Source organism: Klebsiella sp. GL120222-02 (assembly GCF_003097195.1).
Taxonomy (GTDB): Bacteria; Pseudomonadota; Gammaproteobacteria; order Enterobacterales; family Enterobacteriaceae; genus Klebsiella; species Klebsiella variicola.
Genome location: NZ_QEQO01000007.1, coordinates 174,873 through 188,575 on the forward strand (window position 1 = coordinate 174,873; position 13,703 = coordinate 188,575).

15 protein-coding genes are annotated in these 13,703 nt (G+C 57.5%); 10 read left to right on the forward strand and 5 right to left on the reverse strand.

Annotated features, from left to right (window positions below):
• Window positions 1–100 precede the first annotated feature (100 nt).
• Window positions 101–1,006 (reverse strand): MurR/RpiR family transcriptional regulator, encoded by a 906-nt coding sequence (locus N438_RS20220; protein ID WP_162493240.1) that lies wholly within the window; start codon window positions 1,004–1,006, stop codon window positions 101–103.
• A gap of 159 nt (window positions 1,007–1,165) precedes the next feature.
• On the opposite strand from N438_RS20220, the gene N438_RS20230 reads away from it, so the two are divergent.
• The 4 genes from N438_RS20230 (at window position 1,166) to N438_RS20245 (ending at window position 5,515) form a co-directional block, all read left to right on the forward strand.
• Complete coding sequence (locus N438_RS20230) at window positions 1,166–1,315, forward strand: hypothetical protein (RefSeq protein WP_004145554.1); 150 nt, start codon at window positions 1,166–1,168, stop codon at window positions 1,313–1,315.
• 10 nt (window positions 1,316–1,325) lie between these two features.
• On the forward strand, window positions 1,326–2,801 hold the full coding sequence (gene zwf, locus N438_RS20235; RefSeq protein ID WP_008804260.1) for a glucose-6-phosphate dehydrogenase: 1,476 nt from the start codon (window positions 1,326–1,328) through the stop codon (window positions 2,799–2,801).
• 222 nt (window positions 2,802–3,023) lie between these two features.
• Entirely contained in the window at window positions 3,024–4,835 is a 1,812-nt protein-coding gene (edd, locus tag N438_RS20240) for a phosphogluconate dehydratase (protein ID WP_008804261.1), read from the forward strand.
• Window positions 4,836–4,873: 38 nt separating this feature from the next.
• A complete protein-coding gene (locus tag N438_RS20245) occupies window positions 4,874–5,515 on the forward strand; it encodes a bifunctional 4-hydroxy-2-oxoglutarate aldolase/2-dehydro-3-deoxy-phosphogluconate aldolase (RefSeq protein WP_116696442.1) in 642 nt (213 codons plus the stop codon).
• A 57-nt stretch (window positions 5,516–5,572) separates the two neighbouring features.
• Here the strand turns inward: N438_RS20245 and purT are convergent, their stop codons facing one another.
• Window positions 5,573–6,751 (reverse strand): formate-dependent phosphoribosylglycinamide formyltransferase, encoded by a 1,179-nt coding sequence (gene purT, locus N438_RS20250; RefSeq protein ID WP_012541255.1) that lies wholly within the window; start codon window positions 6,749–6,751, stop codon window positions 5,573–5,575.
• Window positions 6,752–6,886: 135 nt separating this feature from the next.
• Here purT and N438_RS20255 point away from each other — a divergent pair, with 135 nt between their 5' ends.
• The 3 genes from N438_RS20255 (at window position 6,887) to ptrB (ending at window position 10,219) form a co-directional block, all read left to right on the forward strand.
• Window positions 6,887–7,234 carry a YebG family protein gene (locus tag N438_RS20255; protein WP_012967680.1) on the forward strand — a complete coding sequence of 116 codons (348 nt, stop codon included), beginning with the start codon at window positions 6,887–6,889 and terminating at the stop codon, window positions 7,232–7,234.
• Window positions 7,235–7,375: 141 nt separating this feature from the next.
• Window positions 7,376–8,038 (forward strand): tellurite resistance TerB family protein, encoded by a 663-nt coding sequence (locus N438_RS20260; protein WP_012541257.1) that lies wholly within the window; start codon window positions 7,376–7,378, stop codon window positions 8,036–8,038.
• Window positions 8,039–8,158: 120 nt separating this feature from the next.
• Window positions 8,159–10,219, forward strand: coding sequence for an oligopeptidase B (gene ptrB / locus N438_RS20265; protein WP_012541258.1), 2,061 nt, complete (start codon window positions 8,159–8,161; stop codon window positions 10,217–10,219).
• A 3-nt stretch (window positions 10,220–10,222) separates the two neighbouring features.
• On the opposite strand, the gene exoX is transcribed toward ptrB, so the two are convergent.
• Together exoX and N438_RS20275 are read right to left on the reverse strand one after the other, a co-directional pair.
• Window positions 10,223–10,882: an exodeoxyribonuclease X gene (gene exoX / locus N438_RS20270; protein ID WP_012541259.1), complete on the reverse strand. Its 660-nt coding sequence runs from the start codon at window positions 10,880–10,882 to the stop codon at window positions 10,223–10,225.
• A gap of 78 nt (window positions 10,883–10,960) precedes the next feature.
• Complete coding sequence (locus tag N438_RS20275) at window positions 10,961–11,191, reverse strand: DNA polymerase III subunit theta (protein WP_012541260.1); 231 nt, start codon at window positions 11,189–11,191, stop codon at window positions 10,961–10,963.
• A gap of 113 nt (window positions 11,192–11,304) precedes the next feature.
• Between N438_RS20275 and yobA the strand changes: the two genes are divergently transcribed.
• Genes yobA through N438_RS20290 form a run of 3 tightly spaced genes read left to right on the forward strand, consistent with a single transcriptional unit; the run spans window position 11,305 to window position 12,907 of the window.
• Window positions 11,305–11,679 (forward strand): CopC domain-containing protein YobA, encoded by a 375-nt coding sequence (gene yobA / locus N438_RS20280; protein ID WP_012541261.1) that lies wholly within the window; start codon window positions 11,305–11,307, stop codon window positions 11,677–11,679.
• A gap of 3 nt (window positions 11,680–11,682) precedes the next feature.
• Complete coding sequence (gene copD / locus N438_RS20285; protein WP_012541262.1) at window positions 11,683–12,552, forward strand: copper homeostasis membrane protein CopD; 870 nt, start codon at window positions 11,683–11,685, stop codon at window positions 12,550–12,552.
• A 16-nt stretch (window positions 12,553–12,568) separates the two neighbouring features.
• Window positions 12,569–12,907, forward strand: coding sequence for a YebY family protein (locus tag N438_RS20290; RefSeq protein WP_008804271.1), 339 nt, complete (start codon window positions 12,569–12,571; stop codon window positions 12,905–12,907).
• Window positions 12,908–13,551: 644 nt separating this feature from the next.
• Here the strand turns inward: N438_RS20290 and N438_RS28320 are convergent.
• Entirely contained in the window at window positions 13,552–13,695 is a 144-nt protein-coding gene (locus N438_RS28320) for an Ecr family regulatory small membrane protein (RefSeq protein ID WP_142762221.1), read from the reverse strand.
• Window positions 13,696–13,703: the final 8 nt, after the last annotated feature.

Sequence of the window (13,703 nt, forward strand, 5' to 3'; positions counted from 1 at the left end):
TTTGGTGTTGCGTGAACATGGATTCGGTAGCGCCAGCCTGCAACGTCGCACAGCCGGATCGTTATCGAAGGTGTAATGGGGTACTGCTTGTTATCAACTTTTATTGATTATCACTGGGTACGAACGGTTCTTTATCAAAACGCGATTCCTTCAGCGCTTCCTTGACCCTCTTCAAGTTATCTCTGAATTTTGCCCCTCGACGCAGCGTAAACCCCGTCGCCAATACGTCGATGACGGTCAGCTGGGCGAGACGGGAGACCATCGGCATATAGATGTCGGTATCTTCCGGGACATCGAGGGTGATGGCGAGCGTGGCTTCCCGGGCCAGGGGGGTACCGGCGGAGGTGAGGGCGATCACCATGGCATCGTTTTCACGGGCCAGCTGCGCCAGCTCCACCAGGCTCTTGGTTCTTCCGGTATGTGAGATAATCACCACCACATCATCGTCATCGCAATTCATACAGCTCATGCGTTGCAGGACAATGTCGTCGGAATAGATGACCGGCACGTTAAAGCGGAAAAATTTGTTCATCGCATCATGGGCGACCGCCGCCGAGGAACCGAGGCCGAAAAAGGCGATTTTTTTGGCCTGAGTCAGCAGATCCACCGCGCGATTCACCGCCGACATGTCGAGAGAATGGTGGACCTGATCTAAACTCGCCATGGCCGATTCGAATATTTTTCCCGTGTATGACTCAACGCTGTCGTCTTCATCAACATTCCGGTTAACATAGAGCGTGCCGTGCGCGAGGCTCTGGGCAAGGTGCAGTTTAAAATCAGGAAACCCGCGGGTTTCGAGACTGCGGCAGAAGCGATTGACGGTCGGTTCGCTCACCCCGGCCTCAAGGGCGAGGGCGGCGATGCTCGAATGAATGGCCTGCGCGGGGGTGGCGAGGATCACTTCCGCCACTTTGCGTTCAGATTTGCTAAGGTGTTCCAGTCGGGACTGGATTTTTTCCAGCATGTTCATTAGTAACAGGGCGCTCATCAATGGAAACGATTTCATTAATGGGTGAAATCATCGGGCGTTTTAGCAAGAATATACCCCTCCGCAAGCGCAAGCGGTGAGGAATGACGTGAAATAATGTTGTTTTTTTTCATTACATGATCAGAGTCGTATTTTACTGACCTGAAACAGGTACAAACAACGAACAATATCAGCCAGATGCCCAAATCATCGCCGAATGTTTTCACCCTGTGCGGTTTTACCGCCGCAAACGAAGGGGAAGGCTTTCGGGAAATACGTAAACACAGTACAGTGCAGTGTAAGAAAATTACAAATATAGCCTGGCAGAAGCACCAGACTATCAACTGAGGAGAATGACATGGCGGTAACGCAAACGGCCCAGGCATGCGACCTGGTCATTTTCGGCGCGAAGGGCGACCTGGCGCGACGTAAATTGTTGCCTTCCCTGTATCAGCTTGAAAAAGCGGGCCAGATCCACGCCGACACCCGCATCATTGGCGTCGGCCGTGCCGATTGGGATAAAGCGGCTTACACCAAAGTCGTGCGCGAAGCGCTGGAAACCTTCATGAAGGAAAAAATTGATGAGGGTTTGTGGGATTCCCTGAGCGGACGCCTGGAGTTCTGTAATCTTGACGTCAATGACACCAGCGGCTTCACGCGTCTGGGTGAGATGCTGGATCAACAGAACCGTGTCACCATCAACTATTTCGCCATGCCGCCGAGCACCTTTGGCGCGATCTGCAAAGGTCTGGGCGAAGCGAAGCTCAATGCCAAGCCTGCGCGCGTGGTGATGGAAAAACCGCTGGGTACCTCGCTGGAAACCTCGCGTGAAATCAACGACCAGGTCGGCGAGTTTTTTGAAGAGTGCCAGGTCTACCGTATCGACCACTACCTCGGTAAAGAGACGGTCCTCAACCTGCTGGCGCTGCGCTTTGCCAACTCTCTGTTCGTCAATAACTGGGACTGCCGCACTATCGACCATGTCGAAATCACCGTCGCGGAAGAGGTGGGTATTGAAGGGCGCTGGGGTTACTTCGACCAGGCCGGGCAGATGCGCGACATGATCCAGAACCACCTGCTGCAGATCCTCTGCATGATTGCCATGTCACCGCCGTCCGATCTCAGCGCCGACAGCATCCGTGATGAAAAGGTCAAGGTCCTGAAATCCCTGCGCCGCATTGATCGCTCCAACGTGCGTGAGAAAACCGTTCGCGGCCAGTACACCGCCGGCTTTGCCCAGGGCAAAAAAGTGCCGGGCTACCTGGAAGAAGAGGGCGCCAACAAAACCAGTAACACCGAAACCTTCGTGGCTATCCGCGTCGATATCGATAACTGGCGCTGGGCCGGCGTACCGTTCTATCTGCGCACCGGCAAACGTCTACCGACCAAATGCTCTGAGGTAGTGGTTTACTTCAAAACTCCGGAGCTGAACCTGTTTAAAGAGACCTGGCAGGAGCTGCCGCAGAACAAGCTGACCATTCGTCTGCAGCCGGACGAAGGGGTGGATATCCAGGTGCTGAACAAAGTGCCGGGCCTCGACCATAAGCATAATCTGCAGATCACCAAGCTGGATCTGAGCTACTCCGAGACCTTCAACCAGACGCACCTGGCCGATGCTTATGAGCGTCTGCTGCTGGAGACCATGCGCGGTATCCAGGCGCTGTTCGTCCGCCGTGATGAAGTGGAAGAGGCGTGGAAATGGGTGGATTCCATCACCGAAGCCTGGGCTGCCGACCGCGATGCGCCGAAACCATATCAGGCAGGGACCTGGGGACCGGTTGCGTCGGTGGCGATGATCACCCGTGACGGCCGCTCATGGAACGAGTTCGAGTAAGCTCGCAGCCTAATCCGTCAGGGTTATTTTACCGGTAACATGATCTGACGCAGAAAGTCGCACGCTTTTTAATCTTTTAAGCCCCGTGAGGATTCACCCACGGGGCTTTTTTTATTACACTGCTTTCAGACATTTTGCCCCTGAGCGCTGGTGTTGGTGGCCTTTAGCACAAAAATACGTCATCACGCAGCGGCCGGACAGATACAAATTTGAGGAGCCTTTATGAATTCGACAATGTTACGGGTAACAAATCGCATTATCGAACGGTCGCGTGACACCCGCGCGGCTTACCTCGCAAGGATTAACCAGGCCAAAACCGACACCGTGCATCGTGCGCAACTGGCCTGCGGCAATCTGGCTCACGGTTTCGCGGCCTGTCAGGCTGACGACAAAGCCTCTCTGAAAAGCATGTTGCGCAACAATATCGCCATCATTACCTCCTACAACGATATGTTGTCCGCTCACCAGCCCTACGAACACTATCCGGACATCATCCGTAAAGCGCTGCATAGCGCCAATGCGGTCGGCCAGGTGGCCGGTGGCGTGCCGGCAATGTGCGACGGCGTAACCCAGGGGCAGGACGGTATGGAGCTCTCATTGCTGAGCCGCGAAGTGATCGCCATGTCCGCCGCTATCGGTCTGTCGCATAACATGTTCGACGGCGCGCTATACCTCGGGGTATGCGATAAAATTGTTCCTGGCCTGACCATGGCGGCACTCTCTTTCGGCCATCTGCCGTCGGTCTTTATTCCCTCCGGCCCAATGGCCAGCGGCCTGGCTAATAAAGAGAAGGTCCGCATTCGCCAGCTGTACGCGGAAGGTAAAGTGGATCGTATGGCCCTGCTGGAGTCTGAAGCTGCCTCGTACCACGCGCCGGGAACCTGTACTTTCTACGGGACGGCGAACACCAACCAGATGGTGGTTGAGTTTATGGGCATGCAGCTGCCGGGCTCCTCTTTTGTCCATCCGGATGCCCCGCTGCGGGACGCGCTGACCGCCGCCGCCGCGCGCCAGGTCACCCGCATGACCGGCAATGGCAACGAGTGGATGCCGCTGGGGAAAATGTTCGACGAAAAAGTGGTGGTCAACGGCATCGTGGCGCTGCTGGCGACCGGTGGCTCTACCAACCATACCATGCACCTTGTGGCGATGGCCCGCGCGGCGGGGATCATCATTAACTGGGACGATTTCTCTGACCTGTCAGACGTGGTGCCGCTGCTGGCGCGCCTCTATCCCAACGGCCCGGCGGATATCAACCACTTCCAGGCGGCGGGCGGCGTTCCGGTACTGGTGCGCGAGCTGCTGAAAGGCGGCCTGCTGCATGAGGATGTTCACACCGTCGCTGGCTTTGGTCTGTCGCGTTATACCCTGGAGCCGTGGCTCAACAACGGCGAGCTGGACTGGCGTGAAGGGGCGACAGCGCCGCTTGACGATCAGGTCATCGCGACCTTCGAGAAACCGTTCTCCCGTCACGGCGGCACCAAGGTGCTGAGCGGCAACCTGGGGCGCGCGGTAATGAAAACCTCGGCTGTCCCGGTGGAGAATCAGGTGATCGAAGCGCCGGCGGTGGTGTTCGAGAGCCAACACGACGTATTGCCGGCCTTTGAAGCGGGCCTGCTGGATAAAGATTGTGTGGTGGTGGTCCGTCATCAGGGGCCAAAAGCGAACGGGATGCCAGAATTACATAAACTTATGCCGCCACTTGGTGTATTATTGGACCGCCGTTTCAAAATAGCGCTGGTGACCGATGGCCGACTCTCTGGCGCCTCCGGTAAAGTCCCGTCAGCAATCCATGTCACGCCTGAAGCCTATGATGGTGGGTTGCTGGCGAAGGTGCGCGATGGCGATGTGATTCGCGTGAACGGGCAGACGGGAGAACTGACGCTGCTGGTGGACGATGCCGAACTGGCGGCGCGTCAGCCGCATATCCCTGACCTCAGCGCGTCGCGCGTGGGAACCGGTAGGGAGATGTTTGGGGCGCTGCGTGAGAAGCTCTCTGGCGCGGAGCAGGGCGCAACCTGCATCACTTTTTAAGACGATTTTATTTCTAGATCTGGCGAGAGAAAATCCTGATGAAAAACTGGAAAACAACAGCAGAAGCAATCCTCACCTCCGGTCCGGTTGTCCCGGTTATCGTGGTGAAAAAGCTGGAGCATGCGGTACCGATGGCGAAAGCGCTGGTCGCGGGCGGCGTGCGCGTGCTGGAAGTCACCCTGCGCACCGAGTGCGCCCTGGAAGCGATCCGCGCGATTGCTAAAGAAGTGCCGGACGCGATTGTCGGCGCGGGCACGGTCACCAACGTCGAGCAACTGAAAGCGGTAACGGAAGCTGGCGCGCAGTTCGCTATCAGCCCGGGAGTGACCGAATCCCTGCTGAAAGCGGCGACCGAAGACGGCACCATTCCGCTGATCCCGGGGATCAGCACGGTTTCCGAGCTGATGCTGGGTATGCAGTATGGTCTGAAAGAGTTTAAATTCTTCCCGGCGGAAGCCAACGGCGGCGTGAAAGCCCTGCAGGCGATTGCTGGTCCGTTCGGCCACATTCGTTTCTGCCCGACCGGCGGTATTTCTCCGGCCAACTACCGTGACTACCTGGCGCTGAATAGCGTGCTGTGCATCGGCGGTTCCTGGCTGGTGCCAGCCGACGCGCTGGAGGCCGGCGACTACGATCGCATCACCACCCTGGCGCGTGAAGCGGTGGAAGGCGCGAAGTAAACCGCGCCTCAGGGTCGACAACCCGGTCAGCGGCAACGCGACCGGGTTTTTTTGTCTTTAGCCTTCGACGATGACCGCAGCGGCGGCGGTTTTAGCCCGCGCTACGGCCTCTTCAACCGAATCGGCAACGGCGAGGGTCACCCCCAGGCGGCGGGTACCGTCAATCTCGGGCTTGCCGAACAGTCGCAGCTGCAGGCCAGCCCCGACGGCCGATTGCAGCTGGCCAAAGCTGACGTTCTGACTGGTCAGCTGCGGAAGGATCACTGCGGAAGCGGCCGGACCATACTGGCGGATAGCGCCGACGGGCAGTCCAAGAAAGGCACGAACGTGCAGGGCGAATTCCGAGAGATCCTGCGAGATCAGCGTTACCATGCCGGTGTCGTGTGGGCGCGGGGAAACTTCGCTGAAGATCACCTCGTCGCCGCATACGAACAGTTCCACGCCAAACAGGCCATGACCCCCCAGCGCCAGCACTACCTTGCGGGCGATGGCCTGGGCACGTTCGAGGGCCAGGTCGCTCATCTGCTGCGGTTGCCAGGACTCACGGTAATCGCCGTCTTCCTGGCGATGGCCAACCGGGGCGCAGAAATGCACGCCGTCGACGGCGCTGACGGTGAGCAGGGTGATTTCGAAATCGAAATTCACCACCCCCTCGACGATCACCCGCCCGGCGCCGGCGCGGCCGCCTTGCTGCGCATAGCGCCAGGCTTCGCTGAGCTGGTCAGCCGAGCGGATAAAGCTCTGACCTTTGCCGGAGGAGCTCATCACTGGTTTGACGATGCACGGCAAACCGATGTCGGTGACCGCCGCGCGGAAGCCTTCTTCGCTGTCGGCAAAGCGATAGCTGGAGGTGGGGAGCTGCAGCTCTTCTGCCGCCAGGCGGCGAATGCCTTCGCGGTTCATGGTGAGCTTAGCCGCCCGCGCCGTGGGGACTACTTTCTGCCCGGCCTGTTCCAGTTCAACCAGGGTATCGGTAGCAATAGCTTCGATCTCCGGCACGATGTAATCGGGTTTTTCCTGTTCAATCAGAGCGCGCAGGCTCTCGCCATGCAGCATATTGATGACATGGGCGCGGTGGGCGACCTGCATCGCCGGGGCATCGGGGTAGCGGTCGACGGCGATAGTTTCAATGCCCAGACGCTGACATTCAATAGCGACTTCTTTGCCCAGCTCGCCGGAACCTAACAGCATTACTTTGGTGGCTGCCGGGCGCAGCGCGGTGCCTAATACAGTCATAACTCTCTTCCGCAGTAAAAAAAGATGCTGCCGATTATAAACGAAAACGTTTGCGTCTGTCTTTACGCGCGTGAGTTGAGTCCGGAGAGGAAATTTGTTATACTGTATAAAAATACAGTATTGAGAGGCTGCAGCATGGCGGTTGAAATTAAATATGTTGTGATCCGCGAAGGTGAGGAAAAAATGTCTTTTGCCAGCAAAAAAGAGGCCGACGCTTACGACAAAATGCTCGATCTGGCAGAGGTGCTGAATGACTGGCTGGTGGCATCGCCGCTGGAGATGGATGACGCCCAGCGTGACACCATGGCGATGTGGCTGGCAGAGCGAAAAGAGGCGCTGCAGCATATCCTGCGCGTCGGCCGATTGCCGGAGCAGGATGCGTCCGCGCACGACTCACCCGCGCCGTCGGCGGCAGAAGAGGCTTCTCCAGCGGAAGACGCCGCGGCGCCAGCGACCAAAGCGCGTAAGGCGAAAGTGGCCTGACTGGCGGCAGCCAGCTATGGCCTGGCTGGGCAGGGATTTGTCTGCCGCGCCCACCTTTGCGCATCTTTAGCCAGATCTAACATTTCCTGACATCGCGTCGTTTAGGCTGATAGCAGTGTTTTATCACCTGAGAGGAAAACCATGGCTAACTGGCTTAATCAACTGCAGTCGCTGCTTGGGCAGCAGGGCGCGTCATCGACAGGCGAGTCGTCAAAAGGGAGCGCACTGCTGCCCGGCGCGATTGGCGGGCTGGCCGGGTTGCTGGTGGCCAGTAAATCCTCACGCAAACTGCTGGCGAAGTACGGCACCAGCGCGCTGCTGGCTGGCGGTGGGGCGGTGGCGGGTACGGTGTTATGGAACAAGTATCAGCAGAAGATGCGCGCTCAAAACGCGCCTGTCCCCGGGGCGAACACGCCGGCTGCCGTGCCGGCGGACGTTGATCCGCGCAGCGTGCGACTGATCACCGCGCTGGTTTTTGCCGCCAGGAGCGATGGTCATATAGATGACCACGAACGGGCTAATATTGAAGCCCAGCTGCGGGCGGCCAATATCGACGTTCAGGCCCGGGTGCTGATCGACCAGGCGCTGGCCCAACCGCTGGATCCTCAGCGTCTGGCGGAGGGCATCGTTGATCCGCAGGAGGCACTGGAGATCTACTACGTCAGCTGCGCGGTCATTGATATCGACCACTTTATGGAACGCAGTTATCTGAACGCGCTGGGAGACGCTTTGTCACTGCCAAAGGATGTCCGGGCCGATATAGAACAGGATATCCAGTCACAAAAACAAGCGCTAAGCGTCTAAATTATCACGTTTCGCTTGCATCGCCCGCGTCTTTTGCCACCCTTATAGACACGTCATCATTCAGGCGCCGCCGTGTGACCTGAATGCTCTTGTGTCACGATAAAGCAGCAGAAGAACAACATGCCACCTAAAGCCAAACGGATCCCTCACGCCATGACCTTGCATGGCGATACACGCATCGATAACTATTACTGGCTGCGCGACGATGAGCGCGCGCGACCTGACGTGCTGGAGTACCTGCACGCGGAGAACGCCTATGGCAAGCGGGTGATGGATTCGCAGCTCAGCCTGCAGGAACGTCTGCTGAAAGAAATTATCGACCGCATTCCGCAACGGGAAGTCTCCGCCCCTTACAGTAAAAATGGTTTTCGCTACCGTCAGGTTTACGAGCCGGGCTGTGAATACGCCATCTATCAGCGCCAGTCGGTGCTCAAAGAGGAGTGGGACGAGTGGGAGATCCTGCTCGACGGCAACCAGCGGGCGGCGAAGAGTGAGTTCTACACCCTTGGCGGACTGGGCGTCGCGCCGAATAACCAATTGATGGCGGTGGCGGAGGATTATCTTTCCCGCCGCCAGTATGGCCTGCGCTTCTGCAACCTTAGCAGCGGTGAATGGTACCCGGAGATCCTGGAAAATGTTACCTCCGGGTTTGCCTGGAGCAATGATTCCCGCTTTGTGTGGTACGTGCGTAAACATCCCACCACGCTGCTGCCTTATCAGGTCTGGCGCCACACGGTGGGTACCGCGGCGCAGAGTGATGTGCTGGTCTATGAAGAAAAAGATGAGACCTTCTACGTCAGCGTACATAAGACCACTTCCCAGCAGTTCGTGGTGATTTATCTCTCCAGCGCCACCACCAGTGAAGCATTACTGCTCAACGCCGAACTGCCTGACGCCGAGCCGGTCTGCTTCCTGCCGCGGCGGAAAGATCACGAATACAGCCTCGATCACTATCAGCACGCGTTCTATCTGCGATCCAACCGCGAGGGGAAGAATTTTGGCCTCTACCGTACTGTGCTGCGCGATGAAGATCAGTGGACCACGCTGATCCCACCGCGTCACGACGTGATGCTCGAAGGATTTACCCTGTTTACTGACTGGCTGGTCGTCGAGGAGCGCCAGCGCGGCCTGACCAGCCTGCGGCAAATTAACCGCAAGACCCGGGAGGTGGTAGGGATCGCCTTTGACGATCCGGCCTATGTCACCTGGCTTGCCTATAATCCGGAACCTGAAACGTCGCGCCTGCGCTACGGGTATTCCTCCATGACCACGCCAGACACCCTGTTTGAACTGGACATGGATACCGGCGAGCGGCGGGTTATCAAGCAGCAGGAGGTGAAGGGGTTGGACACGAGCTGCTACCAGAGCGAACACCTGTGGGTGACCGCCCGCGATGGCGTCGAGGTTCCGGTCTCGCTGGTCTACCATCGCGACCATTTCCGCAAAGGGAGCAATCCGCTGCTGGTCTATGGCTACGGCTCGTATGGCGAGAGTATCGATGCCGATTTCAGCGCTAGCCGGCTGAGCCTGCTCAACCGCGGCTTTGTCTACGCCATCGCCCATGTCCGCGGCGGGGGCGAGCTGGGGCAGCAGTGGTATGAGGACGGCAAATTTCTGTGTAAGAAAAATACCTTCAACGACTATCTGGACGTCTGTGACGCGCTGCTGGCCCAGGGGTACGGCGATCCGCAGCTCTGCTATGGCATGGGGGGCAGCGCCGGCGGGATGCTGATGGGCGTGGCCGTTAACGAACGTCCTGAGCTGTTTCATGGCGTGATAGCCCAGGTGCCGTTCGTCGATGTGGTGACCACCATGCTGGATGAATCTATTCCACTGACCACCGGGGAATTTGAAGAGTGGGGGAATCCACAGGATGAAACCTATTACCACTACATGAAAAGCTACAGCCCCTACGACGGCGTCCGGGCGCAGGCTTATCCGCATATGCTGGTCACCACCGGACTGCACGATTCCCAGGTGCAATACTGGGAGCCGGCGAAATGGGTGGCCAAACTGCGGGAACTGAAAACCGACGATAACCTGCTGCTGCTCTGTACCGATATGGATTCCGGCCATGGCGGCAAATCCGGGCGCTTTAAAAGCTATGAAGGGGTGGCCCTGGAGTATGCCTTTTTCATTGCCCTGGCGCAGGGGACACTGCCGGGAAAAGCGGCTGTGTGACGATTATTCCCCGAGGTAGTGTTTGAGGGTCAGACGCAGTTCGGGGCTCATCCGGTCGAGATTGTTGAATAACCAGCGCAGGTAGCCGGGGTCGTTTTCAGCAATTTCGGCCACCGCTTTACCCCGGTATTTGCCGAAGGTAAAGGTGGTGAGCAGCGCCGGGCGGCCGGTGATATCGGCCATTTCGTCAGGCGTCCAGCCGGAAACGTTGATGATATCCAGCAGCAGCGCGGCGGTGATATAGCAGTCATACAGCGCGCGGTGGTGATGCAGCCCCGGCGGGGTCGCCACATTCAGCTTACGTGATTTATATAACCCCATATTGCTGTATTTGATCCCCGGCCACAGGCGGCGGGCCAGCTTCATGGTACAAATCCACTCGCCGCTCATCTCCGGTAACACCCGGCGGTCAAAGCTGGCGTTGTGCGCGACATACCAGGGGCTGCCAAGATAATACGGAATAATCTCTTCAATCCACGGCTTATCGGCGACCATCTCTTCCGTTATACGGTGGATAGCCATCGCCTGCGGCGTGATGGGCCGATCAGGACGCACCAGATGGCTCATCGGGTTAGTGATTCGCCCGTCGACAATATCGACCGAGGCGATTTCGACGATGCCCCCCTGCAGGCCGCAGGTTTCGGTATCAATGACGCGCAGCATGGCTCGCTCCAGAGCAAAACAACAAGCGTAAAGGAATTGGGTGGTCTTGCCAACCGATGGGGAGCAGGCGGGCGCGCATTATTTCTGCTTCGGCTCCCAGGGCAGTCGGGAAAGCGAGACAGAGGCCAGCCGATGGGCGATCAGTCGTTCGCGGAACCAGTCGCGCAGATGGGCGGGCTGCTCACGCTCGACCAAATCAGCGACCACCGGCATGTTGTATCGCTCCTTAAAGGCGACGCCGGCGGCGGCGAGATCGACGTTGACCTTATCCATCTCAGCTTGCGAAATTTTGGCCAGATTTCTTTCCATTATTAACTCCAGTGTGCTGGTAAACCCGGTCGAGGCGCTGACGCTTAGCTCGACTCTGCCATTATACAGGGTTATTCTCTGTCCTACAGACATAACAAAAGGGAATGACGAATATGCGACTCCTCGCTGGACGCGCGTTGCGCCTCTCCGTTGCGTTTGCCGGTATATTAACCGCGGCAGGCGCCTTCGCCCATGCTCACCTGCAACAGCAGATCCCCGCCGCGGGTGCCCAACTGACCGCGCCCCCTCAGACGCTGACGCTCAGTTTCTCCGAAGGGATCGAACCGGCCTTCAGCGGCGTGACCGTCACCGGTCCGCAGCAGCACGCGGTAGCCGCCGGTAAACTGACCCGCAGCGCTGACAACCCCGCTCAGGTCACCTTACCCCTGGCGGAAACGTTGTCTCCGGGGGAGTACACCGTAGCATGGCATGTGGTCTCGGTTGACGGCCATAAAACCAAAGGGCAATACACTTTTAGCGTGAAGTGATCGATGTTGACCGGGCTCTATATCACGCTGCGTTTTGGGCACTTTATCACCCTGATGTTGGCTTTTGGCTGCGTGCTGTATGGCGCCTGGTGGGCGCCGGTACCGCTGAGGCGCGTGCTGATGCACCGCTTTTATCCGCTATTACGCCCCCTGATGTTGATTGGCGCGCTCTCAACCGTGGCGCTGTATCTGCTGCAGGGGGGGATAATGGGCGACGGCTGGGCGGATGTCTGGCAGCCCGCCGTTTGGCAGGCGGTAGCGGGAACCCGCTTCGGCGGGGTGTGGATCTGGCAGATCCTGCTGGCGTTGACTGCTCTCGCCGTGGTGTGGATCCGTCCCCATCACGGCGCCAGGCAACTGATGGCCCTGCTGGCGGCCCAGCTGCTGCTTTCCGCCGGGGTTGGGCATGCTGCTATGCACGATGGCTTACTCGGCGCCCTGCAGCGGACTAATCATGCCGTCCACCTCTTCTGCGTCGCCAGCTGGTTCGGCGGCCTGTTGCCCTTCATCTACTGCCTGCGTCTGGCGCAGGGGCGCTGGCGTCAGGCTGCGGTCTATACCATGGCGCGCTTTTCGCGTTATGGACATCTGGCGGTGGCCGGTACCCTTGCCAGCGGCGTGGTCAATGCGCTGTTGATTCAGGGGGCGGTGATCGGAACCTCGCCCTGGGGGCGCATGCTGTTGATCAAATGTGCGCTGGTCGCCGGGATGGTGGTAATTGCCTTAGTGAACAGGTATGTTCTGGTACCGCGCATGTCGGCAAGCGGTTCGCGGGCGGAAAGCCTGATCCTGCGAACCACGCAGGCTGAGATAGGGCTGGGCGCGCTGGCGCTGCTGGCCGTCAGTCTGTTTGCCACCTGGGAACCTTATTGAATTAACTGGCAAAATCATGAAAAAAATTGTTCTGACCATGTTGTTACTGGCAAGCTCCGGGGCTGCTCTGGCGGCGCCGCAAATTATCACCGTGAGCCGCTTTGAAGTGGGGAAGGAGAGTTGGGCGTTCAACCGTGAAGAGGTGATGTTGACCTGCCGTCCGGGTAACGCGCTTTACGCCATCAACCCGAGTACGCTGGTCCAGTATCCGCTCAATGACGTCGCGGAACAGCAGGTTAAAGCCGGCAAGACGACCGCGCAGCCGATCTCGGTGATCCAGATCGACGATCCGCAGCACCCGGGACAAAAAATGAGCCTTGCGCCATTTATCGAGCGAGCGCAGAAGCTCTGCTAGCGTTCCGCGTTATCTTACTGTAATAGCATAAAAAAAACCGCCCTTGCCGGATAACGGCAGTGGCGGTTTTTTACTGGCTGACAGCCGTTTCCCAGGAATTATACGACCACATTGGCCACGGACTGGAAAAGCTGACGCGTTAAACTATTCTTATAGTGCAAGGCGACTTAGCCTGCATTAATGCCAACTTTTAGCGCACGGCTCTCTCCCAAGAGCCATTTCCCTGGACCGAATACAGGAATCGTATTCGGTCTCTTTTTATCGGTATCTTTCTGCTTTCGCAATAGCCAGCGACATCATGTCAGTCAAACCCCAGGCTGGTCTCTGGATGTCCCGTTATAGCACACCGTTTTTAGCATACACAATCCATTTACACACAAATCGCATCCTGAGGAAGGGTTGCGTCGGGAAGGAGAGATCTGAAGCTGGGGTGGAAAGAGAAAAGAAAAAACCTGCACCTAACCAGGCCCGGCGTGCAGGTTAACTGGCGGGCCAACATCGGAAGCCTGCTAGTATACACATTTGTATGACAAATAAAATAAGCAAAGTCTAATAGGTTTGGCAATTCATGCGATTAGCTATCAATGAACGACCGTATCGCTAAAAATAATAAGCGAATGCGCCGCTATTTACAGCGGCTAAAATTATTCAGGGACGTTAAAGGTGGGATATATCTTACTTTCGAGATAGCAGAGCAAAAGCCAAATTTCATCGCTAAAAATAAACCATACGCAGCCCAGCAGAATGACCGCAAGAATAATCAGCAGGAAAATTTCGGTTTTACTCATCATGCCAA

Excerpts from the sequence above, each read along its gene's own strand:
- N438_RS20220 (WP_162493240.1), bottom strand. The coding sequence starts at position 1,006 with ATGAAATCGTTTCCATTGATGAGCGCCCTGTTACTAATGAACATGCTG.
- N438_RS20230 (WP_004145554.1), top strand. The coding sequence starts at position 1,166 with ATGCCCAAATCATCGCCGAATGTTTTCACCCTGTGCGGTTTTACCGCC.
- zwf (WP_008804260.1), top strand. The coding sequence starts at position 1,326 with ATGGCGGTAACGCAAACGGCCCAGGCATGCGACCTGGTCATTTTCGGC.
- edd (WP_008804261.1), top strand. The coding sequence starts at position 3,024 with ATGAATTCGACAATGTTACGGGTAACAAATCGCATTATCGAACGGTCG.
- N438_RS20245 (WP_116696442.1), top strand. The coding sequence starts at position 4,874 with ATGAAAAACTGGAAAACAACAGCAGAAGCAATCCTCACCTCCGGTCCG.
- purT (WP_012541255.1), bottom strand. The coding sequence starts at position 6,751 with ATGACTGTATTAGGCACCGCGCTGCGCCCGGCAGCCACCAAAGTAATG.
- N438_RS20255 (WP_012967680.1), top strand. The coding sequence starts at position 6,887 with ATGGCGGTTGAAATTAAATATGTTGTGATCCGCGAAGGTGAGGAAAAA.
- N438_RS20260 (WP_012541257.1), top strand. The coding sequence starts at position 7,376 with ATGGCTAACTGGCTTAATCAACTGCAGTCGCTGCTTGGGCAGCAGGGC.
- ptrB (WP_012541258.1), top strand. The coding sequence starts at position 8,159 with ATGCCACCTAAAGCCAAACGGATCCCTCACGCCATGACCTTGCATGGC.
- exoX (WP_012541259.1), bottom strand. The coding sequence starts at position 10,882 with ATGCTGCGCGTCATTGATACCGAAACCTGCGGCCTGCAGGGGGGCATC.
- N438_RS20275 (WP_012541260.1), bottom strand. The coding sequence starts at position 11,191 with ATGGAAAGAAATCTGGCCAAAATTTCGCAAGCTGAGATGGATAAGGTC.
- yobA (WP_012541261.1), top strand. The coding sequence starts at position 11,305 with ATGCGACTCCTCGCTGGACGCGCGTTGCGCCTCTCCGTTGCGTTTGCC.
- copD (WP_012541262.1), top strand. The coding sequence starts at position 11,683 with ATGTTGACCGGGCTCTATATCACGCTGCGTTTTGGGCACTTTATCACC.
- N438_RS20290 (WP_008804271.1), top strand. The coding sequence starts at position 12,569 with ATGAAAAAAATTGTTCTGACCATGTTGTTACTGGCAAGCTCCGGGGCT.
- N438_RS28320 (WP_142762221.1), bottom strand. The coding sequence starts at position 13,695 with ATGAGTAAAACCGAAATTTTCCTGCTGATTATTCTTGCGGTCATTCTG.